The following is a 26,434-nucleotide window of genomic DNA, read 5'->3' on the forward strand; positions in this document are numbered from 1 at the left end:
TTATTTTGGCGGTCTAGCTCAGCGGTAATCAGTCCGGAAATAATAGACGCTTTAACAAGCGATAGTCGTGATAAGTCCAGGGCTAATATCAAACGACAATAAAAAAAGAGATAGTGACTTAAACAATTAAATTTGCGTTTAGCATTCGGTCCTTCATATGGATGCAAGTAGATTTAATTTCAAAAACTGAGCGTAAAATCCCAGAGCGAAAGCACAAATGGGCACGGAAGAAGGAAGACATATATGTCTGGCGTATAAACAATATAAACAATTACAATTTGTAATACTTTGTAGTTAATTAATGGAGGGTTATATGAAAAAGTTAAATAAAAAAACACAAATAATATTAAATAAATTAATGCTTAAAAGTTATCCTGTTTCATTTGAAAACATGACTGATGAACATTGAGCATTAGGAAAACAGAATTAGGAGAAACTAATCTATGAAATGTCAAAAAATTAATTGTAATAATAAAAATGCTTATTTTGGAAATAATTATATTGAAAAAATTGGTGATAAATTAGAGTGAAATTTAGGTTATAAAAAAGAAATTATATTATGTAAAGAACATTGATTAAAAACTTATCAATTAGAAAATTTAATTGTAAATAAACAAAATTAGGAGGAATTAAAAATGTCATATTGTATTAGTGATTATTTAAATGAAAAATGAATTAATAATAAAGCATTAAAAATTAGTAATAAAGATATTATTTATGCAGAAATTGATAGTGATGATGAAAATTGAGAATTAAATTTATATCTTAAATTTGGTAATGAAGAACGATATGTCGGTAATGTTTCATTGCCAACAGATTTTGACTTAAATTTAAAATGATATGAAATTGATGAAGTTAAAGGTTTAATTAGTGATTATTTAGAAGATGAAGAAGCAGATTACGAGGTGATAAATTATGAATAAAAGATATTTATTAGTAATTAAAAATGGTGACTTTGATATTAACAGTACTTTATTATTTTATACATTAGAAGAAGCAAAAATGACTGCTAAAAAATGTTTGGTATAACTACAATTATTGATTTAGAAGATAAAAATATTGAGTGAAATGGAGATAAATAATCTTACATATATATATATTTTACAAAACCAAAAAATAATTATATTGGAAATGAGGATAAATAATGAATATAACAGAATCAATTAAATTTGACAAACTACAAGAAGAAAATGAAAAACTTAAAAACCAACTTGCTGAAAAAGATAAAGAAATTGAAGAATTGAAACAACAACAATTATATAAAGAAGATTTTGATATCGGATACACGTTTGATTCAGAAAAAAATGAGCTTGTTATTTCTAGTTATCGATTAAAAGATAACTCATTATATGACAATTTACCTAGTAAGGAGGAATTAAAATAGAAATACATTATATTATTGGGTGGTTAAGTACTATTTTATCAATTTCTTATTTGATACCACAATCTTTGAAAACAATTATTAAAAAAGATACGATAAGCATATCATTATTAATGTTAATTTTATATTTAATTGGAAATATTAGTTGAATTACTTATGGTTTTATATTATGTCCAATTAATTTAGTACTTATAGTTTCTAATTTATTACAGTTTATTTTTGCAAATATTACTTTAATTTTGTCGAAAACTCTTGATGAAATAAAAAAATCATCAATATGACAATTTGAAAAATAATTTTGTTTAAGATCATGATTTTGCTTTAAATTTTTTAAACGTTAAAATATAATACCGTTGATTGTTGTTTTGGTGTTAAACCTTTATGTTGGTATTTTCATTTTCATAGATTTAAATAATTTTGAATATTAGTGAAACCCAAACCATGATAATGAATTAAGGCTTCTTTAAGACTCGATTGTAATTTACTAATCTTATTTAACTTTCGATAACTAGTATCAGGATTTGTACTAGTTTTGGTAGAATATAGAGTAGAATTTGTTTGTTTTGCTACTAATAAATATAATGGTTGCATGTCAGAAATAATTATTGATTTTTCTTTAATTAATTGCTTATTCATATTTTCAATAATTCATTGTTTTTGTAATCGTTTGGTATTGGTGGATTGAACAAAAATATTATTATTGCTATCAACTACCATTTGAATACAGCATTTGGTATTAGTTGAAAATGGATCAAGATGAGTTTTTCGTTTATCAAATTTATCTTTAAAATTACCTTTATGGATTTCTTTAATAAAAGTTTCATCAATTTGGATTTGACCATTTAATTTTTTAAATTTTAATTGAGTATTTTCTAATTGTTTTGATTGCATTAATTTTTGACGATTATATCAAGCAGTTTTTGGTGTTGTTTTAATAAAACGGGAAATTATTTTACTAGATTGTCCTAATAATGAAATTTGAATTAATAAATTTCACTGTTCATAATTTAAATGACTTCAATAAGTAAAATGATGACGAAAAGCATCAAAACTAGCACGACATTTTTTACATAAATATTTTTGTTTTCCTTCGGGATTATGACCATTTTTAACACAATGATAAGATTTACAATCAGGACATATAATGCCTTTATCTCTAAATTTTTGATCAATTTCATTTAAACGTTTTTGTTTTTTGATTACTTCTGCTTCTTTTTTTATTTTTTCAGCAAATTCTAAAAATTGATCATCTGTAAAACTGTTTTTTAATTCTGTAATTATTTTTTCCATCAATTATTTACCTCTATATATTAAAAATATACCTAAAATTAGATATATTCTATAAATATCAAGAGTTTTCGACAAAATTAAAGAAATATTATATTACTAATAAAAATAAAAAATATAAAAAATAAAATTGATAATTTTAATTTTAAAAAGAAAGGATGATAAATAATGAATAATATAGTGCAAAATGTAGTATTCCCTTTTGTAATTAAGGGTGATGATTTTAAAGAATTAAGTTTGAAAGCAATTCAAATTAAAAAGTGAATTGATAATAATAGTAATGAATTAGTTGAATTTATATATCGTCATCGTAATCAATATAATACTACTGGTTATAAAGATGTACATTTAAAAGATATTCCAAGCACTTTAAGTAAAGTTGATATTGTATTTAAAGAGCCACTAGATTTAATTAAAGTATTTAAAGATGATTTAAATCGTATTCATAATAATATTATTAATTTTGAAAATTCGGTTAAAAATAATAAAATTGAAATTAAAAATAATATTAATCAGGTGCGAATTCAAAAACAAAATGAATTATTTAGAGAACAAGAATTAAAAAAACAAGAATTAATTGAGCAAGCTAATAATCTAAATACAAATATGGGTTTAGATTTAGATCAAATAAAAGATGAGCAAGTTCGTGTAATGGAAGAAATTGAGCAACTTGATAAATCACTGGAGGTAAAACCATTAAAAAAAGTTGGTATTAATATTATTAAAGATAAAATATTAGTAAAAGATATTGAAATATTAGGTATTAATGATGATTTTTTACAAAAAGCAGATAGATTAGAACTTATTTCTTTTATTAAAGGTTATCTTTTAATAGATGAAAAAGTAGTTAAAAATGAAATTAAAGAACAATGAGATAGTAATGCAGATATGAATGCTATTGGAGTTAAAGGTATTAATTTTAAAATAAATAAAGGAGAAAAATAATATGGCAAATGAATTACAACAATATATTAATGGTGCAATAGTTAAATATGAATTAAAAGTTAATGATAAATATTTAAAAGAAAATATTTTAGCATTAGAAGAATTAAAAATGAAAAATGGTAATAGTTATATGTCATTAGTAAATTGACCAAAAGAAATGGTTGAAGCAAAATTATATCGTAAATTAGCATTAGAAATGGGTATTGATATTTCAGATATTGATTTAGATGAAAAAGAAATTAAAGAAGATGGTAATTTTGAATATATATCTTTTAATGATAGTACTGTCGCCAAAAATCAGGGGCAGATGAGCGATGAACCCTTATCTAACAATATAAATACCCCATCATATAAAAAAATAGCAGACACAAATGATAATGTAGTTAAAGAAGAAGATATTTCAAATGTAATACCAGTATTTAATAATAATGATGAGGAATGAGCAAGATGGGAATAAAAATAGGTATTGACCCATCAGGAACTGGTACTACTGCTATTACTGTGTATGAAAATAATATTTTAAAACAACAAATTATTTATACAGATAAATACTGATTAAATCATGCAAAATATATACTTGGTTTTCTAATTGATTTTGACCTTATTGAAGAAGATTGTTTTCTTTTTATAGAAAATTGTTTATATACAACTGCTAATGCTAGTAAAGATAGAGATGACTTATTAAAGTTATTGGGTGCAATTGAAAATGACCGTTATGAAGTTATTAATTGAGTATCACCAAAATATACTAAATCAGTTGTTAAAAATATAGAAAATTTAAGTAAATATAATGACGGTTGTTTATGAAAATATGAAAAAGATACTAATTTAACTTATCAATATGGTAAAAGTTGAAAATATAATAATGAAAAAATAAGTAATCATTTACGAGACGCAATTATTATTGCTAATTATGAAGGTAAATAATGAAACCTAAAAAACACCAAGTTATTATTAGGAATGTTAATGTTTATCTTAATAAAGAACAAGAAAAAATATGAAATGAATTACCTAGTTTATATACTCATAGCCAACGAGTACAGCATTTTATAAATTATTATATTGTAAATGAAAGGAAAAAAGATAATGAATAAATTAGAAATTAAACATAAACGAACAAATGAAATTATTATGACAATAGAATATAAAAATTCAATTAGTGGAGCAGACCTTAGTGGAGCAGACCTTAGTGGAGCAGACCTTAGTTGATCAACCCTTAGTGGAACAGACCTTAGTGGAGTAAACCTTCGTTGAACAGACCTTAGTAAAGCAAAAAATATCAATTACGATTATTTAATTGGAGCCAATACCTGTGTTAAAAAAAATGATAAATTAAAAAAGGTAAAAGCTAGTGAATAACTATATATTATGTTATCGATCTGAACAAGGTAAGCGTCCATGTAAAAACCCTCGTGGTGAATATATAACTGGTATTGATAAAGAAGATGTTGATATTAAATCTACCGAATATTGAGAATACTATAAAAGTACTTATGGTGAAGAAAATTTAATTATATTAGAAAATAAAAAATAACCAATTAAGGTTATTTTTTTAATTTCAGTCCTGCTACTTTATGTGCTTTATGAGTAATATCTCGTTTTGCTGATTTATGTTGTAAAGTTGCTTCAATTAATTCTTCATTATCATATTTTTCTAAATTAGAAATTACTAATTTTAAATCATTAATATCTGTTTCAACACGAGAAATATTTTGAGTTCCAACACCACCAAAATGATTTTTAATATCATTCATTACTAACACAATACTTTCAAAAACATCTTTAATTTCTGTAAAGATTTTTTCTTCAGTTTTTTCACGGAAATCATCTGTAATTCGTTCTGCTTTTTTAGATGCTGTTTTATTACTAATTAATTTTGTTAAAAATGTAATTAATAAACTAGCAACAACCCCACCTACTACAGAAGCAACAATTACAATAATACCAATTGTTGATGTAAGCATAAATTGCCACCTTTCTATTTATCTATATTTTTGCCTTAAGACAATATAATTATAACAAAGGATTGTTTAATTTAATATAACAAATATCACAAACTACTTTTTTAAAAAATAATCTAAATTGACCTTTAATTAAAGTAGTATTACAATTACTACATTTTTCCATTATTTCATCCTTTTTTACTACAATATTGATTTCAGCTTTCAACTTGATCTTCAGTTTGTTTACAATTATGACAAATATTAACATTATGTTTTTTAAGATAATTACGAAATATTAATCAACCAAATAATAATAAATATAATAAATAACTTGGTGTTTTATATACTTGTTCTAAACATTTACCAACCGGTAATTTAACTGCTGGTATTTTAGGAATTTTAGTCGTTAATCATGCAGTGCCATGTAAAATTTGATAAGATATAGCAATACCAGCATATCCAAAAAATCCACCATCAGTAATATCATGCTGTCCAAACATAAATTCTTTAACTGGGTCTAAACTTGAAATTCAATTAAAATGTAAACTAGTAAAAAATAATCCATATAAACTTAAAAATGGAGTATGATATAAAATTGACATTGCATTATAACGCATAATATAGGCTTTCTTAATATGAAATGGATATTTATCATATTTTAAAAACTTACGATTTTTTCAAGATTTAAAACTTTGACTTGGATTTCTTTGTTCAAATCCTAATCTTTGTCAATAAGTACCATTATCATTTTTAATTGTAATATTTTTTTGATTCATAATTTATTCCCAACTTTCAATTTTAATATCTTGAATATTGACAATAATATTACTATCCAATGTTATAATGGCAGTTTCCAATTCTGCTAACTCAATTTTTAAATTAAAAAAAGCACTATCATTACCTATTAACAATGGTAAATTATATTTACCACCACTTTCATTTAAAAGTAATTCTAACCAACCACTCCAAATTTCTTTTCCTACACTGCCACCCTTAATTCTCATTCTTATAATTTTATCTTTAAAATCATAACTAAAAATATATGTTTTAGAAGAATTGGGTTGAAAATCAGGTGTATCTACTTTATTTCATTTTTTTATTTCATTTTTAAGAGCATAATTATTTGAAACTGATCATCTGCCATTTTTATTAATAATTGATTCATTATCAAAAGGGACACTTAATTCATTATTTGAATTATAAATAATACTTATTTTATCAATTTTAATTTTAATATTAGGATTAACTACTAAATTTAATTTTTGTGGAATACCATCAATTCTATTAATAAAGTTAATTAAAATAGAATTATCACTTGAAGTAATATTATAATTAGCAATAAAATTGTTTCTTACTCAATCAAAACTAGCATAGCCACTACCTTCATCAAATTCATATCTTCATCCATTACTAAATCAAGATTTATCTTTTTCTTTTAAATTAGCAAAACGAATATTTTCATATAATCCAGCATTAATTAATATTTTTTGAACTTCATCAGGAACAAATTGCATATCTTGCGGAGTATTAATATTATATGACTGACTACCTTGTGAAAATGTTGTTGCTTGTAAAAGATATTCAGTACCTTTTGATAATCAATGTAATGTATATATAGCAGTTGCTCATTTAACACCAATTTGTTGTTCTTCTGTTAAATTATTTATATTATTGGATAGGTTAAGATAAATTGGACAACAATAATGTAGAGTAAATATTTATAATTAAATTACAATGGAGGTGTAATTATGGCAAAGAATCATTATACCGATGAATTTAAGCAACAAATTGTTGGTCTTTACAAAATGGGTCAAACTCCTGAACAATTAGCCAATGATTACCAAATTGGTAAATCTACTGTTTGGAAATGAGCTCACCAATTTAGTAACTCGGACTCATTTAAAGCTAAAGACAATAGAACGCCAGAAGAAAACGAATTAATTCAATTACGTAAAAAAGTTAAACAATTAGAAATGGAAAATGACATTTTAAAGCAAGCAACACTGATAATCGGCAAAAAATAGCAATCATTAAAAATAACAAAGCAAAATATCCAATTATTAATTTATGTAAAACATTGAAATTGGCTAGATCAACATATTACTATCAATTAAAAGCAAATAATCCCAAGAATAATCAAAACATTGATAATGCTGTTATCAGTATTTTTCTAAAAAGTCGTAAAAATTATGGAACAAGAAAAATTAAAATCATGCTAGCTCAGCAAAATATTATATTATCTCGTGTAAAGATTAGTAAAATAATGAGAAAATATAACTTAATTTCAAATTATACAAAAATCAAATACAAACATTCAAATACAAGCAATGTTACATATAAATATAATAATTTATTAAATCAAGAATTTAATAATTATAAACTACATGAAGTTGTTGTCAGTGATTTAACATATGTTTTTATTAATAATAAATGATATTATGTTTGCTTTCTAATTGATTTATTTAATCGTGAAATTATTAGTTATGATGTTAGTTTACACAAAAATGCAAAATTAGTTAAAAATACCTTTAATAAACTTAACTTTACATTAAATGATATTAAAATATTTCACACTGATCAAGGTAGTGAATTTAACAACAATCTTATTTATAACTTTTTAACTAAAAATAACATTCAAAAGTCTTACAGTAAACCAGGTTGTCCTTATGACAATGCTGTTGCGGAATCAACATACAAAATTTTTAAAACTGAATTTATTAAAAATAATAAATTTAAAAACATTGAGCAGTTTAAATTAAAATTATTTGATTACATTAATTGGTACAATAATATTCGAATTCATAGCAAACTAAATTATTTAACACCAGTAAAATACAGAAATTATTACTCTACATAAAATTTGTCCAAAAAACCCTTGCCATTCCAAAACGGGAAATTATTTTACTAGATTGTCCTAATAATGAAATTTGAATTAATAAATTTCACTGTTCATAATTTAAATGACTTCAATAAGTAAAATGATGACGAAAAGCATCAAAACTAGCACGACATTTTTTACATAAATATTTTTGTTTTCCTTCGGGATTATGACCATTTTTAACACAATGATAAGATTTACAATCAGGACATATAATGCCTTTATCTCTAAATTTTTGATCAATTTCATTTAAACGTTTTTGTTTTTTGATTACTTCTGCTTCTTTTTTTATTTTTTCAGCAAATTCTAAAAATTGATCATCTGTAAAACTGTTTTTTAATTCTGTAATTATTTTTTCCATCAATTATTTACCTCTATATATTAAAAATATACCTAAAATTAGATATATTCTATAAATATCAAGAGTTTTCGACAAAATTAAAGGAATTTGTTTGTTTTGCTACTAATAAATATAATGGTTGCATGTCAGAAATAATTATTGATTTTTCTTTAATTAATTGCTTATTCATATTTTCAATAATTCATTGTTTTTGTAATCGTTTGGTATTGGTGGATTGAACAAAAATATTATTATTGCTATCAACTACCATTTGAATACAGCATTTGGTATTAGTTGAAAATGGATCAAGATGAGTTTTTCGTTTATCAAATTTATCTTTAAAATTACCTTTATGGATTTCTTTAATAAAAGTTTCATCAATTTGGATTTGACCATTTAATTTTTTAAATTTTAATTGAGTATTTTCTAATTGTTTTGATTGCATTAATTTTTGACGATTATATCAAGCAGTTTTTGGTGTTGTTTTAATAAAACGGGAAATTATTTTACTAGATTGTCCTAATAATGAAATTTGAATTAATAAATTTCACTGTTCATAATTTAAATGACTTCAATAAGTAAAATGATGACGAAAAGCATCAAAACTAGCACGACATTTTTTACATAAATATTTTTGTTTTCCTTCGGGATTATGACCATTTTTAACACAATGATAAGATTTACAATCAGGACATATAATGCCTTTATCTCTAAATTTTTGATCAATTTCATTTAAACGTTTTTGTTTTTTGATTACTTCTGCTTCTTTTTTTATTTTTTCAGCAAATTCTAAAAATTGATCATCTGTAAAACTGTTTTTTAATTCTGTAATTATTTTTTCCATCAATTATTTACCTCTATATATTAAAAATATACCTAAAATTAGATATATTCTATAAATATCAAGAGTTTTCGACAAAATTAAAGGAAAATATTGATATTTTGTATTTAGAAAAGAGTATAATAATATATGGTAATTATCTTATTACCATTATTCCACTTATACACTTGAAATTAATACTTCTTACTTAATCGTTTAAGTAAAGGAAACATAATTATGGAAATAACTATATGAGTAATAATCATTATTGCTGTTGCAATTGGTTCTTACTTTCTTGGGTTTTTATGTGAAAAATATCTAAGATTTAAATTAAATAAAAAAATAAAATTAAAAATTAAACAAACTGAAGAAAAAGCAAAAAAAATTATTAATGTTGCGAAAGCAGATGGAAAAGTTGAAGCAGCCCAAATTAGACAAGAAATGATTAATGAATTAGCTCGCAAGCGGGAAGAATTTTTAGAAACAGAAAAATTCTTAACAAATAGGGAACGTTTAATTATTGAACGAGAAGAAGTATTAAATAATAAAGAGCAAGAAACGTTTCGCAAGAAAGAAGAATTACAAGGAAAGATTAATTATTATCAAGAAATAGTTGAACGGAATCTTAAGCAACTTGAAAAAGTTGCTGGTTATTCTCCTGATCAAGCAAAGGATATGCTTTTTAAAGAAATAAGTGATCGTTATCAAAAAGAAATTGGTGAATTTTTACGAAATGCTGAAAATACAGCAAAAATTAATGCCAAAGAAACAGCTATTACTATTATTACTAGTGCAATTGAACGGTATGCGGCAAATATTGTAATAGAAAAAACAGTGGCTTCTGTTTATTTAGAAGATGATAATATGAAAGGCCGCATTATTGGAAAAGATGGTCGTAATATTCGAACATTTGAAGTTGCGGCAGGAGTTGATTTAATTATTGATGATACTCCAAATGTTGTCCAAATTTCATCTTTTAATCCAATTCGCCGTGAAATCGCTAAAAAAACATTAGAAAAATTATTAATTGATGGCCGGATTCAACCAAATCGTATTGAAGAGGCAATTAAATTGGAACAAGAAGAAATTGAAGTGACAATTCTAGAAACAGGGAAAGAAGTTGTCGCTGAATTGCAATTGGATAATATAAATATTGAATTAATTCGTTATTTAGGAATTTTAAAATATCGCACAAGTTATGGCCAAAATGTTTTATTACATTCAATTGAGGTTGCGAAGTTAGCAGCAATCATGGCCAGTGAATTAGGCTTAGATTCAGCTCTTGCGATGCGGGCTGGCTTATTACATGATATTGGAAAAGCAGTTGATTTTGAAACCGAGGGTAGTCATGTTACTTTAGGTGTTAAATTAGCCACAAGATGTGAGGAAAATCCAATTGTGATTAATGCGATTGCTTCGCACCATGGCGAAGTCTTGGCAGATAATCCATATTCCGTTTTAATTTCTGCGGCTGATACATTATCAGCAGCACGGCCAGGAAGTCGTAATAATAATCTTGAAAATTATATTGCGCGAATGTCGGAATTAGAAAAAATTTGTCAAACAGTAACTGGTGTTCAGTCAGTTTATGTTTTACAAGCAGGACGACAAATTCGGGTGATTGTCAATCCAATCATTAGTGATGATGATTGTACCCATAAGATTGCCCTTGATATTAAAGAAAAAATTAAAAAAACTAAGGCGATTCCGGGGGATATTGTTATTACAGTAATTAGAGAATTACGAGTAACAGAAACTGTTATTTAAAAGAATAATATTTTTATTCTTTTTTTATGGTAATTTTCGTATTATAATTAATAAGAAAGATTTTATTATAAAAAATAGAGGAGAGAGTTAGGAATGATTGGAGACTTTTTAGCAAATCGATTGAAAAAATCAATTGAAAAGAATATGAAAAAATCAACTTTAACTGCTGATGCGATTAGTGAAACAATGCGTGAAATTAGATTAGCATTATTAGAAGCAGATGTTAATAATGAAGTTGTAAAAGATTTTATTAAAGCAGTAGAGGCAAAAGCTCGTGGCGAATATATTTTAGATGGTTTAAATGCCCCCCAGATGATGGTTAAAATTGTTCATGAAGAATTAATCAATATTTTTGGTAAAACAGCAAAGGAGTTGTCTTTTACTTCAAAACCAACAATTGTAATGATGGTTGGATTGCAAGGGAGTGGTAAAACAACAACAACTGGTAAAATTGCTAAATTAGTGCAGAAGAAGTACCAAAAAAAACCATTATTAGTAGCTTGTGATATTTATCGTCCTGCCGCGATTGATCAATTAAAAACAATTGGGAAAAATTTAAATCTTGAAGTATTTGAACGGGGAACACAAAATCCAATTAAAACAGCACAAGAAGCAATCACTTATGCTAAAGAAAATAAAAATGATGTTATTTTAATTGATACCGCTGGTCGTTTACATATTGATTCAGAATTAATGCAGGAATTAAAAGAAATCAAAAATAATATTAGCCCTGATGAAATTTTACTTGTTGTTGATGGAATGACAGGACAAGATATTATTAATGTTGCTAGTGAATTTAACCAATTGTTAAAATTAACGGGAGTTGTTGTTACTAAATTAGATGGTGATGCCCGTGGAGGAGCAGCATTATCAATTACACATTTAACAAAATTACCAATTACTTTTATTGGAACCGGAGAAGGAATGAGTAATTTACAAATTTTTTATCCAGATCGAATGGCAGATCGAATTTTAGGGATGGGTGATGTTCAGACCTTAGTTGAAAAAGCAAAAGATGTTTTAGACGAACGTGATATCAAAAAAACAATGAATCGGATGATGATGGGTCAGTTTGATCTTCAAGATTTATTAAATCAAATGCGTCAAATTTCTAAAATGGGAAAAATGGGAGGAATTATGAAAATGCTTCCTGGTATGCCAAAATTGAGTGATGAAAAAATTGCCGATGCTGAGCGTAAATTAAAAGTAACAGAAGTATTATTATCTTCAATGACTGTTAAGGAACGTCGTGAACCACGATTGTTAAAACATTTATCACGAAAAAATCGGATTGTAAAAGGTTCGGGGCGAACAGAGAAAGAATATAATGAGTTAATTAATCAGTTTGATAAAACCAAAAAACAAGTCGATGAAATTGCTCGACAAATTAAATCTGGTCGAATGCCAAATATTCCAGGTATGGGTGGTTTAAGTGGCATGGGTTTTAATTAGATTCATAACAGAACTACGTGTTAAAGCAAAGAAATAATCTAGGAAGTATTTCACAAATATTTTCTAGATTTTTTTGTTGTATTTTTTAACGAATATACAAATATTAGCATAAATTATTTTTTTATTATAAGTGCAACAAATCAACCCAGAAAAATGAGTTGATTTTTTAGTGGGAAGAAAACATTATTTTACTTTAGGGTCCTTAATAATTAAGTACAAAAAAGATAATGTTATTAGTATTGTAAAGCAGATAGGGATTAATAATGTGAAAGAAAATGAATAACTTATCCGCGTAATTGATTACATGAATATTTTACTAAACAGTTTCTAAAATTATATTTTAATTAATTTAAGTAATAAAATAGAATACATTATTCTTAAATTTTAGAATAATAAGTTTAATATAATAAATCAATAGATATCTTATTTATTTAGTTATAAGATAACCTCAACTCGGATACGCATTAAACTTTTCAATTTAAATTAAGTTAAAATGTCAGTAAAAGAATTGAGGTTTTTATTATGAAACAGTTGACTTCAAATATAAAAAGAAAAAATTCTAAAAAATATTTCAAAAATAATATTTTTATAAAAAAGCAGCAGTAAATAAACAAAAAATAAGTTTAATAAATTTAAAGATTAAGTAAGTTTATATTTTCATCAATATTATATTAAGTGCCTGATGATATAAGATTATTATTTAATAAAGTATTTGTCCATCAGTATTATTTCAATTCCTGATTTTATTTTGCTAATTTTAATAAAACAATTTATAATATAGTAGGAATAAAAGAAAATGAGAGGAATATTATAATGGCATTACAATATAAGCGTGTTTTATTAAAACTGTCTGGCGAAGCATTAGGAAATTCTAATGATTTATATGATTCAAAAAGAATTCATAATATTGCTAGTCAAATTGTTAAATTGCAAAAGGAGGGCCTTCAAATTGCAATTGTTGTTGGTGGAGGCAATATTTGACGTGGTAATCGTGCTGATAGTATTAATATGAATCCGATTAGTGCGGATTATATGGGAATGTTAGCAACGGTAATGAATGCATTAGCATTGGAAGCTGTTTTAAAAAATGAAGGAAGTGAAAATGTTGTTGTTACTTCAAAAATTCAAGTTCCAGAAGTAGCATCACCATATTTATTCAAAAAAGCAAAAGCTGCTTTAGAAAAAGGAGCAATTGTGATTATGGCTGGTGGAACGGGACAACCAAAATTTACAACTGATACTGCTGCCACAATTCGGTCAATTGAAATTGACGCTGATGTTATGTTAATGGCGAAGAATGGTGTTGATGGAATTTATGATAAAGATCCACGGGAAAATTCTGATGCAATTCGATTTGATAATATTAGCTTAAATGAATTACAAGAAAAACAATTAAAAGTAATGGATTTAACGGCATCAAGTTTAGCAATGGAAGATAATGTTAAAATTGTTGTATTTGACATTAATAAACCAGATAATATTTACAAGGCAGCACATGGAAGTGCCCGTTCAACAGTTGTTACAGGAGGAAAAAAATAAATGTCACAAGAAATTATTAATCAAACAAAGGATAAAATGACAAAAGTATTAGAAGCATTGGAAAATGATTTAGTTAAAATTCGTACTGGGCGAGCTAATCCAAATATGTTAGCACATATTATGATTGATTATTATGGTACACTAACGCCAATTCAGCAAATAGCAAATATTATTGTTCCTGAGGCACGTCAATTAGTCATTAAACCATATGATCGAACAACTATTAGTTTAATTGTTGCGGCAATTAATAAATCAGATTTAGGATTATCACCAAATTCGGAAGCAGATTTAATTCGTTTAAATATTCCTCCTTTAACAGAAGAACGCCGTAAGATCTTGGTAAAAGAGATGTGAAAAGAAGTTGAACATTTTAAGATTGCAATTCGAAATGAACGTCGTGATAGTAATGATCAAATTAAAAAAGGTGCTAGTGCAACAGAAGATGATAAAAAATATTATGAAGGAGAAATTCAAAAATTAACCGATAATTTTATTAAAAAAATTGATGAAAAAGGAACTTTAAAAGAAAAAGAACTAATGGAAGTATAAACTTTCATTTTTTTATTATGCTCGGTATAATAAAAATTAAGGCAGGAAAGAAGGGCAAAAGATATGAAGATTCCACAGCATATAGCAATTATCTTAGATGGAAATGGGCGTTGGGCAACAAACCAAGGTTTAAAACGAACAGCTGGACACGAAGAAGGGGCCAAACGAATTAAGGAAGTTGCCTTGAAAGCAAATGCATTAGGGGTTAAATATTTGACAATTTATTGTTTTTCAACAGAAAACTGAAAACGGAGTAAAAGTGAAGTTAATTATTTAATGAAAATGCCAGAAAGATTATTAAATAATAAACAAGTAAATAATTTTAAAAATGAAAATATTATTTTAAATCATATTGGCCGAAAAACAAAGATGCCAACAAAAACATGAGCTGCTATTAGTGCTGCTATTAATGAGACCAAAGATAATAGTGGGTTAGTATTAACCTTTGCCTTTGACTATGGAGCAATTGAAGAACTTATTGCTGCTATTAACCAAATGTTAACAGCACAATTATCAACAATTGATGAAAAGATTTTGTTTAATTATTTATATACTCAAAATCTACCAGATGTTGATTTGATGATTCGTTGTGGTGGTGAACAACGTTTAAGTAATTTTTTGTTGCTACAAAATCGTTATGCGGAATTATATTTTACCAAAAAATTTTGACCAGAATTTGATGAAAATGCTTTATGAGCAGCAATATTAGATTATAATAATAGAAGTAGAAGATTTGGAGGGATTGACAGTGATTAGTAATAATCAAGATGATATTCTTGTGGAAGAAAACATTACACCTGTGGGAAAAAACAATGATAATCCTACAGTGACAAAGAAAATTGAACAAAGGAAAGGAATGTTTCAAAAAAAGTATGCTGCAAGGCATATTACATTTTATGTTTTAATATTTTTTTTAGCATTATATTTATTTATTGGGACTATTGCAACTGAATGACATAATAAATTTGCCCATATTGAAATTGCTAATTATTTTTTTATTGGAATTAATGCCGTAATATTAGGATTAGTTAATTATGAAATCTTACGATTAGTTGGTGGAACAAAATGGCCAATTTATACCCAAGTTATTACTTATATATTAATGTTGTTTTTATTTTTATTTCCAGCGGAATCTGTTGCCGAAAATTATGCTGGCATTGGTGCTATTAATTATCCATTTTATACTTTATTAAATTGAAATTGATTAAAACCGTGAATTATTTTTGTAATTTATTTATGTGCAATTTTAGGATATTACTGTCTAACTTTTAGTTCAAAAGAAATTACTTTTGGTAAAATGACCTTAGTATTAATTTTTACCTTATATTTGCTTTTTGCTATTAAAGCAATGAACAAATTTATGTTAAATCCTGATTATGGTTGAAGTAGTGTTGTTTGATTAGCATTAATTATTATTTTAACAGATACCTTTGCTTTTATAGGCGGTGTTACATATGGAAAACATAAATTAGCACCAAATGTTTCTCCTAATAAAACTTGAGAGGGAGCCATTACAGGAACAGTAATGGCAGCTGGTATTGCAATTGCGTATGCTGTTTTAATGTTCCTTTTTGCAAGTGAAAAGAATTGGGTCTTTAATTTCTTTTCAAATGATAATGATCAGAATGTAATGCGTTATGTTATTTATGTTTTATTAGCATTTGTGTTGAGTATTTTATCACAATTAGGGGATTTATCATTTTCATGAATTAAACGCCGTTATAATATTAAAGATTTTAGTAATTTATTGCCAGGACATGGTGGGGTGTTAGATCGTTTGGATTCATTTTCGTTAGTTTTCTTTGTAATGTTTATTATTTCAAATGTGGCGTTACAGCATTAATTAATGATGAGAGAACTTATTATTTTTGGGGCCTCAGGAAGTATTGGCCAACAAGCGTTGCAAGTTGTCAAAACTAATCCAAATGATTTTATAATAAGAGCAGTTAGCATATATCACAATGTTACTGTTTTGGAAACGATTTTACAGACACATTCGACAATTAAAATGGTGCATGTTGCAAATGCAACACAGCAAACAGCATTAAAACTTAAGTATCCAACAATTACTTTTGTTGTTGGCGAGAATGGTTTTAAAGAAATTTTAACAGCTTTTTCATCTGCTCTTGTTCTGAATGCTATTAGTGGTTTTGCGGGGTTATATCCAACTTTACAAACTCTGCAAGGAAAAAACCGGACTTTATTATTAGCAAATAAAGAGTCATTAGTGTTAGCTGGTGATTTAATTAATAAGTTATTAGCTGAACATAAAAATCAATTATTTCCAATTGATTCTGAACATTGTGCTATTTTTCAATGTTTAGAGCAAAACAATCCGCTTCAGGAGCTTATTTTAACTGCTTCGGGGGGAATGTTTGCTAATAAAACACTAACAGAATTAAAAACAATTGATGAAAGACAAGCTTTGCGCCATCCAAATTGAGCAATGGGTCAAAACATTACAATTGATTCTTCAACGATGGTTAATAAAGCTTTTGAAGTTATTGAAGCATATCATCTCTTTAAAACTAAAAATATTACTGTTGTGGTGCATCCACAATCAATTTTACATTCTGCGGTGCAATATGAAGATTATTCCATCTTGGCACAATTATCATCGCCAACAATGTTACAGGTTTTAAATTATTTTTTATATTACCCAAAGCGTAAAAAAAATACCTTATTAAAACCATTAGATTTTAGTGTTTTAGTGACTTTGACATTTCAAAAGGCCGATTTACAACGTTGAAAACCATTGCAATTGGCATATAATTGTTTAAATGAAAATAATTCGTTAGCTGTTACGTTTCATGCTGCAAATGAGCAATTACGTTCTTTGTTTTTAGCGGGGAAAATTAAATTTTATCAAATTGTTGATTATATTGAATTCTTTATGGCAAAAACAAAACCACAAAAATTATCTAATTATCAACAAATAAAAGAATTAAATGATACTATTAAAAGAGAAATTATTAATTATTTTTCAGAAAAATAATTAAATAAAAATATACGTTAGGAGTTAGTTAATAAATGTCAGCGGGAATGGTAGTTTTAGGATTTGTAATTGGAATTATAATTTTATTAATGCTAGTTACAATTCATGAATTTGCACATTTTGTGATCGCAAAATTATCGGGAGCATATGTTTATGAGTTTGCAATTGGTTTTGGTCCAAAAATTTTTTCTTGAGGAAAGAAAGAAACCCGTTACTCAATTCGCATTTTTCCTTTTGGAGGTTATGTTTATATTGCTAGTGAATTAGTTGATCCACCGAAAGGACGAGAAGACGAAGTTGTTCTTAATGAACGGAAAATGGAAAACATTGCGAAATGGAAACGCTTAATTTTTATTGTGGCAGGAGCTCTAATGAACTTTTTTATTGCCGTTTTTATTTTTACAACAACTTTCGCAGCACTAAATCTTAAACCTTCAGATATGACCTATTGGGGGGCAAAATATGATGTTGGGGGCTCAGCATATAATGCTTTGATAACAAGCAAAGTTCCAATTGCCCAAGATATTGTTATTTTAAATTATTGATTAGGTCCGAACTCAGAAACGGTTAAAGCAGCACAAAATTATTATCGCGATCATGATAATAGCGATGATCCGAATAATGCAAAAAATAATATTTTGGCGAGTCATATTGGAACGGTTAGTAACATTCCAAATTATCAAACAACTGTTTATAATTTTATTGATAATTTAAAAAAACAATATAAGCAAACGGATGATAAGCAGCATGTTAATTTTATTACGTTAGATTTTGTCCGAGTTAATAATAAAAAAGAAGTGGAAACAGATCAAAATGAACGATTATTTCAAACAAACCCAGTTGAATTAAAAATAACTGGTAATACTTATACGGTTGGAATTCGTGCCCCTGATCGTCAGTTTACTTCAACGGCTGCTGCTTACGGTTATGGTTGGCGAGAAACTTTTACTGAATCAGTGACAATTTTAAAATCATTTGGGTTATTATTTACCGGTCAATGAGCTCAATTATCAGGACCAGTTGGTATTGCCAAAGCAGTTTCATCAATTTTAACGGAAGGACCAGCCTTATTTTTTATGTATGTTGCAATGTTGTCCGCAAACTTATTTGTGTTAAACTTAATTCCGATTCCACCATTGGATGGATATAAATTCTTAGAAACTTTAATTGAGGGAATTGTTGGTGGCGGGAAACGCCTGAAAGGACGTTTCCAAATTTGAAAAAGCCGTCATGATCCAATTCAACAGCAACTGTTGTTAGAAAAATATCAAAGCAAAGAACAAAATTGACAGCTTCCCCATAAGGCAAAAATTATTATTAATGTTACTGGGGCAGTAATTTTCATTTTATTATTTATTGGAATAACAATCAAGGATGTCTTTTTTTAAAAAAGAACGATAGGTGAGGGATGACAAATGGATCGACAATTGAGAAAACTATTTACAGCTAACAATTTAGAATTTACGGGCAATCATTTTGAGGATGCAAAAATTATTAAAAGTGAATATAGTACTAGTGAATCATTGTTTCGTGTGACAATTGTAATTAATGATTTTTTACCAACGGATATTTTATTAAAATTAGAGACAACTTTTTTAGAAAATGCTGAAGTACCAACAAAAATATCGTTGCGAGTACGCCAAGAAAACTATCAATTAGAGACAATTTTTACTTACCTTGAATATATTCGTTGCAATAAGTCAGAATTGAAAAATAGTTTTTTTAGTAAACTAGCGCCATCACGGTTTTCATTAGCAGATAATATTTTAAGAATTACCGTTTATTCAGATAGTGAAAAGAAATTAGTCGGAGAACATTGTAATTATTATCAAAATAAACTTCGTCGGTATGGTTTCAATAATTTACAAATAGATCTAGTAGTTGATTTACAGGAAAATAATATCCTAGAAATTAATGAGCAAGAGTTAATTAAATATCAGGAAACTCAACAAAAAAATGAAAGTTTAGGATTAAAACCAGCAATTTCATCAAATAAACCACGAAATGGGACAAATAATTATATGAAAGGAAAAATGGGGCAAGTAAGTTATGAACGCCTTGTTGATATTGACCAAGATGCGCCAAATGTAACAATTTACGGAAAAATTGTTAATAAGAACCGTCAATCACTTTCCACAAAAAAATTCATTTATACAATTACCATTACCGATTATAGTGATACGATTGCGGGAAAATTTTTTACCCGAACTGAGCAAGTAGATGATTTTTTTGAAACATTAAAAGTTGATGAATGAGTTAGCCTTTTTGGTGATATTCGTTATGATACTTATGCCAATGAGCAAATGTTTTTTATTAAAAAGATTGCACGGTTAGATCGTGAAGATTTATATCGGGAAGATTCTGCTGTTGAAAAACGAGTTGAATTACATTTACATACTAAAATGAGTGCGATGGATGGTGTAGTTAATATTCCAATGCTTTTTAAAACATTACAGCACTGGAACCATAAGGCTATTGCTTTTACTGACCATCTAAATGTCCAGGCTTATCCTGAAATTTACAATATGAATATGAAATACCCTGATATTAAAGTTATTTATGGGGTTGAAGCTGCTATGCTGGATGATAAAGTTTGATATGTTAAAAATCCTCATCATCATAATTTACGAACAGCAAAATATGTTATTTTTGACTTAGAAACAACTGGCTTAAGTAGTAGTTATGATGAAATTATTGAATTTGGAGCAGTCATTATGGATGGGATTAGTGGTGAACGTAAAATTATTAATCATTTATTTAAACCAACAATTAAGTTGTCGTCATTTACAACAGAGTTGACGGGAATTACTGACGAATTATTAGCTGATAAGCCGACTTTTATTGAATCGATTGATCAAATTTTAGAATATTTTAAAGATGCAATTTTAATTGCCCATAATGCTGAATTTGATATAGGTTTTATTCAATCGTGATTACAAAAAGCTGGTCGTTCAAAAATTAATAACACTGTTATTGATACTTTACAATTATCAAGAATTTTAGAACCGGGATTAAAGAATTATCGTTTAGGAACAATTGCTCGTTGCTATAATGTTATTTATAATGAAGAAGTAGCTCACCGGGGAGATTATGATGCGATTGTTTTAACGGATGTTTATGAACACCAATTACGAAAAATGATTAATATTTATGAAATTGAATTTGATGATGATATTGATCAAATCCATGATGCTGCTGTTTATAAAAAGTTACGGCCAAAACATATGACAATTCTTGCTAAAAATCAAAAAGGATTATTAGATTTGTTTAAATTAATTACAGCAGCACATACTACCTATTTCTATTCGTCACCAAAATTATTACGGAGTGTCATCAATGAGCATCGGGCTAATTTATTAATTGGCTCGTCATGTGTTAATGGGGATGTTTTTGAAGTCGCACGGAATAAGGATATTACGGAATTAACAGAAGTTATTAGTTTTTATGATTACATTGAAATTCAACCGCCAAGTGTGTACAAACATTTAGTTCAAATGGGTGATTTGTCGGAAGAACGATTATTAACAGTTATTAAAGATATTATCCATACCGCAAAAAAATTAAATAAATTAGTTGTCGCAACAGGAGATGTACATTATCTTAATCCGGAAGATAAGATTTTTCGGGAAGTTTATATTAATGCAAAAGGAATTGGGGGTAGACCGCATCCGCTGTATGATTATAAACAACGGGTGACAGATTATCCTGATCAATTCTTACGAACAACAACTGAAATGTTTAATGAGTTTAAATTTTTAAATGATGAGGCGTTAATTCAAGAAATTGTTGTTACAAATCCAAATCTTATTGCTGATCAAATTGAAAAAGTTGAAATTATTAAAAATAAATTATACACGCCTAAGATTGAGGGTAGTGATAAACTTTTAAAGGAATTGTGTTATCAAAATGTTTATAAGATGTATGGGAATCCGCTACCAGAGATTGTGGCAAAACGATTAGAGCGTGAATTAAGTGCGATTATTAAGCATGAGTTTGCCGTTATCTATTGAATCGCCCATAAGTTAGTTGATAAATCATTGCAGGATGGGTATTTAGTTGGTTCACGTGGAAGTGTGGGAAGTAGTTTTGTCGCAACGATGAGTAATATTACCGAAGTTAATCCACTACAACCACATTATTTATGCGCTGAATGTACTTACAGTGAATTCATTACCAATGGGTCAGTAAAGTGTGGGTATGATTTACCCCCGCGTAAATGTCCAAAGTGTCAAAAACCTTTAAGAGGAGAAGGGCATGATATTCCTTTTGAAACATTCTTAGGATTTGAAGCAGATAAGGTTCCGGATATTGATTTAAATTTTTCGGGGGAATACCAACCAATTGCCCATGATTTTACAAAAGAAATGTTTGGGGAACGAAATGTTTATCGTGCTGGAACAATTTCAACGGTCGCAGAAAAAACGGCCTATGGATATGTTAAAGGTTACTTTGAAAATAAAAATACTTTGCATTTAAAGCGTCGAGCGGAAATAGAACGAATTGCGAAGGGATGCGAGGGTGTTAAGCGAACAACCGGACAGCATCCCGGCGGGATTGTCGTTATTCCAAAGGAATATCAAGTTGAGGAATTTACTCCGGTTAATTTTCCGGCAGATGATATTAAATCAAATTGATTAACTACACACTTTGATTTCCATGCGATTCATGATAATGTTTTAAAATTGGATATTTTAGGGCATGTTGACCCAACGGCATTACGAATGTTACAAGACTTAACGGGGATTAATCCAAAAACAATTCCCACGAATGACGAAGCAGTGTTAAGTCTTTTTCGTAGTTTAGATATTTTAAAAATTAAACCTGAAGATATTAATGGCGAAAAAACGGGGGCAATTGGAATTCCAGAATTTGGGACTTTTTTTGTTCGGAAAATGTTACTAGATACAAAACCAACTTCTTTTGCTGATTTAGTACAAATTTCGGGATTGTCACACGGAACAGATGTTTGAATTGGAAATGCGCAGGAATTAATTCGAAATCAAAATATTCGAATTTCGGAAGTGATTGGGTGTCGGGATGATATTATGGTTAATTTAATTTATAAAGGATTGCCAGCCCAAAGTGCTTTTAAAATTATGGAAGATGTTCGGAAAGGAAAAGGATTAACTGCTGAGCACGAAGAATTAATGCGTAAAAATAATGTTGAGCAATGATATATTGATTCATGTAATAAGATTAAATATATGTTTCCTAAAGCTCATGCAACAGCTTATGTTTTGATGGCGTGACGAGTGGCATGGTTTAAGATTAATTATCCAGTAGAATATTATGCAACATTCTTTTCAACGAGAACTGATGTTTTTGATATTAAAACAATTTTAAAAGGACCAGAAACAATTAAACAAGTGCTACGAGATATTCAAACCCGATTAGATATTAAAGATTTTAATGCCTCAAATAAACCATCACAAAAGGAAAAAGATTTAATTCCTGTTTATGAAATTGCGTTAGAAATGTATGCGCGGGGAATTAAAATAAATAATATTGATTTAAAAACAAGTAAAAATAAAAATTTTGTAGTTATTGAAAATGATAATTATGAAAAGATTATTTTGCCACCATTTTCGGCAATTGATGGGTTAGGAGGCGCTGTTGGGGATAGCATTATTAATGCTCGGAATCAAAAACCTTTCTTATCAATTACTGATTTGCAAAAACGAACAAATATTACAAAAGCCCATTTAGAATCTTTTGAGGAACTTGGAATTTTAAAAGATTTATCATTAGATGATCAAATTGCTTTTGAATTTTAAAATAATAATTTTTTGTTCTTTTTTCCTTTATAATTAAATTAATAACGAGGTGATAAAAATGACAATTAAATCAGGATTTGTGGCAATTGTGGGGCGTCCCAATGTTGGAAAGTCAACATTGTTAAATACAATTTTAAATAACAAAGTAGCAATTGTTACGGCAAAAGCCCAAACAACACGTAATCGAATTCAAGGAATTTATAATGACAATGAAGCTCAAATGGTTTTTATGGATACGCCAGGGATTCATAAAGCGCATCATGAAATGGGTAAATTTATGAATAAAGTTGCCCTATCAACAACAAAAGCGGCCGATGCCATTTTATTTTTAGCTCCAGTTAATGAACATATTGGAGATAATGATCATTATATTGTTAAAGCCCTGCAAGAACGAGGTGTTCCCATTATTTTAGTTGTTACTAAAATTGATTTAGTATCAAAAGGGGAACTAATGGTTAAAATTGCCGCCTGAGAAAAAATTCATAACTTTGCTGCAGTTATTCCTATTTCAGCGTTAAAACATGATAATATTGGTAATTTACTAATATTATTAAAAACTTATTTATCAGAAGGACCACAATATTATTCTGATGATATGTTAACTGATCAACCGGAAAAGTTTTTAATTCGTGAAATTATTCGAGAAAAGATTTTGCTTTTAACAGAAGATGAAATTCCACATAGTGTCGCTATTTTAATTGATAAGATTGAGGAACAACCAACATTATTAAAAATTATGGCATCAATTTGTGTTGAACGTGATTCACAAAAAGGGATTATAATTGGTAAAAATGGCCGTTTAATTAAAGAAATTGGTACTCAAGCTCGTTTGGAATTAGAACAAATTTTAGGAACAAAAATATTTTTAGAATTGTTTGTCAAAGTGGTGGAAAAATGACGGGATAAACCATCAATGATTGCACGCTTAGGATATAATAAAGAAAGCTATTAAATAATAATGACAAAAAAAGTTACTGGCATTGTTATTAATAAACAAAGTTATGATGATAATAGTGAAATTGTGACAATTTTTACCAAAGAATTAGGGAAGTTAGCTTTTTTGCTCCGGGGGTCGAAAAATTACTTCAAAAAATCAATATGCTGTTCAATTTTTGGCAACTAGTGAATTTGAAATATTTTTATCATATCAAACAAATAAATTAAGTAAGTTAAAAACAGGAAATTTATTAGCGACAAGAATTAAATTATCACAAAATTATGATGATTATTTACTAGCAACATTACTTTGTGAAATTACTGAGCAAGTTGTTGAAGAGCGTTTACCTGATTTAAAATTATATCATTTATTAACAACGGCATTAGATAATTTAGTTACTTGAGAAGATAACATAAGCAGTGCGGTTTTTTATGTTGCAACTATTAAAATGATATGGTTTACAATGGAATTTAACAATGTGTAAACGTTGTGGGGGAAAAACTAATATTAAAACAATTAGTTTTATTGAAGAAGGATATATTTGTAAAAGATGTTATTTATTAACAGATTATCTTTTTTCAATTGAATTAGTTAAAATTTTTCAAATTCAGCCCTTAGATAATCTTTATTTTCATAATAAAGTTAATGTGAAAGAACTGATTATGTTATTTAAAATGCTATGTGAGTATTATTTAACAAAAGTTGGACTTTTTTCTTATAGTATTTATGAAATGCGGAAAAAATCTTTAATTTTGTCGAAAACTCTTGATGAAATAAAAAAATCATCAATATGACAATTTGAAAAATAATTTTGTTTAAGATCATGATTTTGCTTTAAATTTTTTAAACGTTAAAATATAATACCGTTGATTGTTGTTTTGGTGTTAAACCTTTATGTTGGTATTTTCATTTTCATAGATTTAAATAATTTTGAATATTAGTGAAACCCAAACCATGATAATGAATTAAGGCTTCTTTAAGACTCGATTGTAATTTACTAATCTTATTTAACTTTCGATAACTAGTATCAGGGTTTGTACTAGTTTTGGTAGAATATAGAGTAGAATTTGTTTGTTTTGCTACTAATAAATATAATGGTTGCATGTCAGAAATAATTATTGATTTTTCTTTAATTAATTGCTTATTCATATTTTCAATAATTCATTGTTTTTGTAATCGTTTGGTATTGGTGGATTGAACAAAAATATTATTATTGCTATCAACTACCATTTGAATACAGCATTTGGTATTAGTTGAAAATGGATCAAGATGAGTTTTTCGTTTATCAAATTTATCTTTAAAATTACCTTTATGGATTTCTTTAATAAAAGTTTCATCAATTTGGATTTGACCATTTAATTTTTTAAATTTTAATTGAGTATTTTCTAATTGTTTTGATTGCATTAATTTTTGACGATTATATCAAGCAGTTTTTGGTGTTGTTTTAATAAAACGGGAAATTATTTTACTAGATTGTCCTAATAATGAAATTTGAATTAATAAATTTCACTGTTCATAATTTAAATGACTTCAATAAGTAAAATGATGACGAAAAGCATCAAAACTAGCACGACATTTTTTACATAAATATTTTTGTTTTCCTTCGGGATTATGACCATTTTTAACACAATGATAAGATTTACAATCAGGACATATAATGCCTTTATCTCTAAATTTTTGATCAATTTCATTTAAACGTTTTTGTTTTTTGATTACTTCTGCTTCTTTTTTTATTTTTTCAGCAAATTCTAAAAATTGATCATCTGTAAAACTGTTTTTTAATTCTGTAATTATTTTTTCCATCAATTATTTACCTCTATATATTAA

The 26,434-nt window shown here is 27.3% G+C and carries 33 protein-coding genes; 26 read left to right on the plus strand and 7 right to left on the minus strand.

Annotation, left to right across the window (positions count from 1 at the left end):
- Positions 1–443 precede the first annotated feature (443 nt).
- From ACQH24_RS02240 to ACQH24_RS02255, 4 genes are all read left to right on the plus strand, one after another.
- A complete protein-coding gene (locus tag ACQH24_RS02240) occupies positions 444–623 on the plus strand; it encodes a hypothetical protein (protein WP_425380030.1) in 180 nt (59 codons plus the stop codon).
- Between the two features lie 12 nt (positions 624–635).
- The gene (locus ACQH24_RS02245; RefSeq protein ID WP_425380031.1) at positions 636–923 is read left to right on the plus strand and encodes a hypothetical protein; all 288 of its coding nucleotides are present in this window, start codon (positions 636–638) and stop codon (positions 921–923) included.
- A 221-nt stretch (positions 924–1,144) separates the two neighbouring features.
- Positions 1,145–1,384 carry a hypothetical protein gene (locus ACQH24_RS02250; RefSeq protein ID WP_425380408.1) on the plus strand — a complete coding sequence of 80 codons (240 nt, stop codon included), beginning with the start codon at positions 1,145–1,147 and terminating at the stop codon, positions 1,382–1,384.
- Positions 1,385–1,434: 50 nt separating this feature from the next.
- Positions 1,435–1,677 (plus strand): SemiSWEET family transporter, encoded by a 243-nt coding sequence (locus ACQH24_RS02255; protein WP_425380409.1) that lies wholly within the window; start codon positions 1,435–1,437, stop codon positions 1,675–1,677.
- Positions 1,678–1,711: 34 nt separating this feature from the next.
- Here ACQH24_RS02255 and ACQH24_RS02260 read toward each other — a convergent pair whose 3' ends face one another.
- Entirely contained in the window at positions 1,712–2,671 is a 960-nt protein-coding gene (locus tag ACQH24_RS02260; protein ID WP_425379371.1) for a transposase, read from the minus strand.
- A gap of 165 nt (positions 2,672–2,836) precedes the next feature.
- Between ACQH24_RS02260 and ACQH24_RS02265 the strand changes: the two genes are divergently transcribed.
- The 6 genes from ACQH24_RS02265 to ACQH24_RS02290 are packed head-to-tail and all read left to right on the plus strand — an operon-like array spanning position 2,837 to position 5,147.
- Positions 2,837–3,613, plus strand: a complete 777-nt coding sequence (locus ACQH24_RS02265; RefSeq protein WP_425380410.1) for a hypothetical protein — start codon at positions 2,837–2,839, stop codon at positions 3,611–3,613.
- A 1-nt stretch (position 3,614) separates the two neighbouring features.
- Positions 3,615–4,070 (plus strand): hypothetical protein, encoded by a 456-nt coding sequence (locus tag ACQH24_RS02270; protein ID WP_425380411.1) that lies wholly within the window; start codon positions 3,615–3,617, stop codon positions 4,068–4,070.
- Positions 4,061–4,540, plus strand: coding sequence for a hypothetical protein (locus tag ACQH24_RS02275; RefSeq protein ID WP_425380412.1), 480 nt, complete (start codon positions 4,061–4,063; stop codon positions 4,538–4,540). The genes ACQH24_RS02270 and ACQH24_RS02275 overlap by 10 nt, the downstream gene beginning before the upstream one ends.
- The gene (locus ACQH24_RS02280; protein WP_425380413.1) at positions 4,540–4,707 is read left to right on the plus strand and encodes a hypothetical protein; all 168 of its coding nucleotides are present in this window, start codon (positions 4,540–4,542) and stop codon (positions 4,705–4,707) included. The genes ACQH24_RS02275 and ACQH24_RS02280 overlap by 1 nt, the downstream gene beginning before the upstream one ends.
- Positions 4,700–4,972 carry a pentapeptide repeat-containing protein gene (locus tag ACQH24_RS02285; RefSeq protein WP_425380414.1) on the plus strand — a complete coding sequence of 91 codons (273 nt, stop codon included), beginning with the start codon at positions 4,700–4,702 and terminating at the stop codon, positions 4,970–4,972. Before ACQH24_RS02280 ends, ACQH24_RS02285 begins: the two co-directional genes overlap by 8 nt.
- Positions 4,965–5,147, plus strand: a complete 183-nt coding sequence (locus ACQH24_RS02290; RefSeq protein ID WP_425380118.1) for a hypothetical protein — start codon at positions 4,965–4,967, stop codon at positions 5,145–5,147. Before ACQH24_RS02285 ends, ACQH24_RS02290 begins: the two co-directional genes overlap by 8 nt.
- 10 nt (positions 5,148–5,157) lie before the next feature.
- Here the strand turns inward: ACQH24_RS02290 and ACQH24_RS02295 are convergent, their stop codons facing one another.
- The 3 genes from ACQH24_RS02295 to ACQH24_RS02305 all read right to left on the minus strand — a co-directional run bounded on the left by ACQH24_RS02295 (position 5,158) and on the right by ACQH24_RS02305 (position 7,070).
- The gene (locus tag ACQH24_RS02295) at positions 5,158–5,577 is read right to left on the minus strand and encodes a hypothetical protein (protein WP_425380415.1); all 420 of its coding nucleotides are present in this window, start codon (positions 5,575–5,577) and stop codon (positions 5,158–5,160) included.
- 149 nt (positions 5,578–5,726) lie between these two features.
- A complete protein-coding gene (locus ACQH24_RS02300) occupies positions 5,727–6,332 on the minus strand; it encodes a hypothetical protein (RefSeq protein ID WP_425380416.1) in 606 nt (201 codons plus the stop codon).
- Between the two features lie 3 nt (positions 6,333–6,335).
- Complete coding sequence (locus ACQH24_RS02305; protein ID WP_425380417.1) at positions 6,336–7,070, minus strand: hypothetical protein; 735 nt, start codon at positions 7,068–7,070, stop codon at positions 6,336–6,338.
- 234 nt (positions 7,071–7,304) lie between these two features.
- Here ACQH24_RS02305 and ACQH24_RS02310 point away from each other — a divergent pair, with 234 nt between their 5' ends.
- Both ACQH24_RS02310 and ACQH24_RS02315 read left to right on the plus strand, forming a co-directional pair.
- Entirely contained in the window at positions 7,305–7,580 is a 276-nt protein-coding gene (locus tag ACQH24_RS02310) for a transposase (protein ID WP_425379385.1), read from the plus strand.
- 41 nt (positions 7,581–7,621) lie between these two features.
- Entirely contained in the window at positions 7,622–8,413 is a 792-nt protein-coding gene (locus ACQH24_RS02315; protein WP_425380682.1) for an IS3 family transposase, read from the plus strand.
- Here ACQH24_RS02315 and ACQH24_RS02320 read toward each other — a convergent pair.
- Positions 8,406–8,795 (minus strand): IS1/IS1595 family N-terminal zinc-binding domain-containing protein, encoded by a 390-nt coding sequence (locus ACQH24_RS02320; RefSeq protein WP_425380418.1) that lies wholly within the window; start codon positions 8,793–8,795, stop codon positions 8,406–8,408. The genes ACQH24_RS02315 and ACQH24_RS02320 overlap by 8 nt on opposite strands.
- A 49-nt stretch (positions 8,796–8,844) precedes the next feature.
- Positions 8,845–9,618 carry a transposase gene (locus tag ACQH24_RS02325; protein ID WP_425380419.1) on the minus strand — a complete coding sequence of 258 codons (774 nt, stop codon included), beginning with the start codon at positions 9,616–9,618 and terminating at the stop codon, positions 8,845–8,847.
- Positions 9,619–9,831: 213 nt separating this feature from the next.
- On the opposite strand from ACQH24_RS02325, the gene rny reads away from it, so the two are divergent.
- The 14 genes from rny to ACQH24_RS02395 all read left to right on the plus strand — a co-directional run bounded on the left by rny (position 9,832) and on the right by ACQH24_RS02395 (position 25,416).
- Complete coding sequence (rny, locus tag ACQH24_RS02330) at positions 9,832–11,361, plus strand: ribonuclease Y (RefSeq protein WP_425380420.1); 1,530 nt, start codon at positions 9,832–9,834, stop codon at positions 11,359–11,361.
- A 93-nt stretch (positions 11,362–11,454) separates the two neighbouring features.
- Positions 11,455–12,813 (plus strand): signal recognition particle protein, encoded by a 1,359-nt coding sequence (gene ffh, locus ACQH24_RS02335; RefSeq protein ID WP_425380421.1) that lies wholly within the window; start codon positions 11,455–11,457, stop codon positions 12,811–12,813.
- A 130-nt stretch (positions 12,814–12,943) separates the two neighbouring features.
- A complete protein-coding gene (locus ACQH24_RS02340; protein ID WP_425380422.1) occupies positions 12,944–13,096 on the plus strand; it encodes a hypothetical protein in 153 nt (50 codons plus the stop codon).
- Positions 13,097–13,626: 530 nt separating this feature from the next.
- The gene (pyrH, locus tag ACQH24_RS02345) at positions 13,627–14,352 is read left to right on the plus strand and encodes a UMP kinase (RefSeq protein WP_425380423.1); all 726 of its coding nucleotides are present in this window, start codon (positions 13,627–13,629) and stop codon (positions 14,350–14,352) included.
- Entirely contained in the window at positions 14,353–14,901 is a 549-nt protein-coding gene (gene frr / locus ACQH24_RS02350) for a ribosome recycling factor (protein ID WP_425380424.1), read from the plus strand.
- 63 nt (positions 14,902–14,964) lie between these two features.
- Complete coding sequence (uppS, locus tag ACQH24_RS02355; RefSeq protein ID WP_425380425.1) at positions 14,965–15,657, plus strand: polyprenyl diphosphate synthase; 693 nt, start codon at positions 14,965–14,967, stop codon at positions 15,655–15,657.
- A complete protein-coding gene (locus tag ACQH24_RS02360) occupies positions 15,650–16,744 on the plus strand; it encodes a phosphatidate cytidylyltransferase (protein WP_425380426.1) in 1,095 nt (364 codons plus the stop codon). The genes uppS and ACQH24_RS02360 overlap by 8 nt, the downstream gene beginning before the upstream one ends.
- Positions 16,745–16,747: 3 nt before the next feature.
- Entirely contained in the window at positions 16,748–17,896 is a 1,149-nt protein-coding gene (gene dxr / locus ACQH24_RS02365) for a 1-deoxy-D-xylulose-5-phosphate reductoisomerase (RefSeq protein WP_425380427.1), read from the plus strand.
- Between the two features lie 35 nt (positions 17,897–17,931).
- Entirely contained in the window at positions 17,932–19,284 is a 1,353-nt protein-coding gene (gene rseP / locus ACQH24_RS02370; protein ID WP_425380428.1) for an RIP metalloprotease RseP, read from the plus strand.
- Positions 19,285–19,311: 27 nt separating this feature from the next.
- Positions 19,312–23,670, plus strand: a complete 4,359-nt coding sequence (locus tag ACQH24_RS02375) for a PolC-type DNA polymerase III (RefSeq protein ID WP_425380429.1) — start codon at positions 19,312–19,314, stop codon at positions 23,668–23,670.
- A 58-nt stretch (positions 23,671–23,728) separates the two neighbouring features.
- Positions 23,729–24,622, plus strand: a complete 894-nt coding sequence (era, locus tag ACQH24_RS02380) for a GTPase Era (protein ID WP_425380430.1) — start codon at positions 23,729–23,731, stop codon at positions 24,620–24,622.
- 6 nt (positions 24,623–24,628) lie between these two features.
- A complete protein-coding gene (locus tag ACQH24_RS02385; RefSeq protein WP_425380431.1) occupies positions 24,629–24,793 on the plus strand; it encodes a recombination protein O N-terminal domain-containing protein in 165 nt (54 codons plus the stop codon).
- Entirely contained in the window at positions 24,783–25,091 is a 309-nt protein-coding gene (locus ACQH24_RS02390) for a DNA repair protein RecO C-terminal domain-containing protein (protein WP_425380432.1), read from the plus strand. Before ACQH24_RS02385 ends, ACQH24_RS02390 begins: the two co-directional genes overlap by 11 nt.
- A complete protein-coding gene (locus ACQH24_RS02395) occupies positions 25,039–25,416 on the plus strand; it encodes a DNA repair protein RecO C-terminal domain-containing protein (protein WP_425380433.1) in 378 nt (125 codons plus the stop codon). Before ACQH24_RS02390 ends, ACQH24_RS02395 begins: the two co-directional genes overlap by 53 nt.
- A gap of 34 nt (positions 25,417–25,450) precedes the next feature.
- Here ACQH24_RS02395 and ACQH24_RS02400 read toward each other — a convergent pair whose 3' ends face one another.
- Positions 25,451–26,410 carry a transposase gene (locus tag ACQH24_RS02400; RefSeq protein ID WP_425379371.1) on the minus strand — a complete coding sequence of 320 codons (960 nt, stop codon included), beginning with the start codon at positions 26,408–26,410 and terminating at the stop codon, positions 25,451–25,453.
- Positions 26,411–26,434 lie beyond the last annotated feature (24 nt).

The sequence above is a fragment of the Spiroplasma endosymbiont of Stenodema calcarata genome, from assembly GCF_964031205.1.
Classification (GTDB): domain Bacteria; phylum Bacillota_I; class Bacilli_A; order Mycoplasmatales; family Mycoplasmataceae; genus Spiroplasma.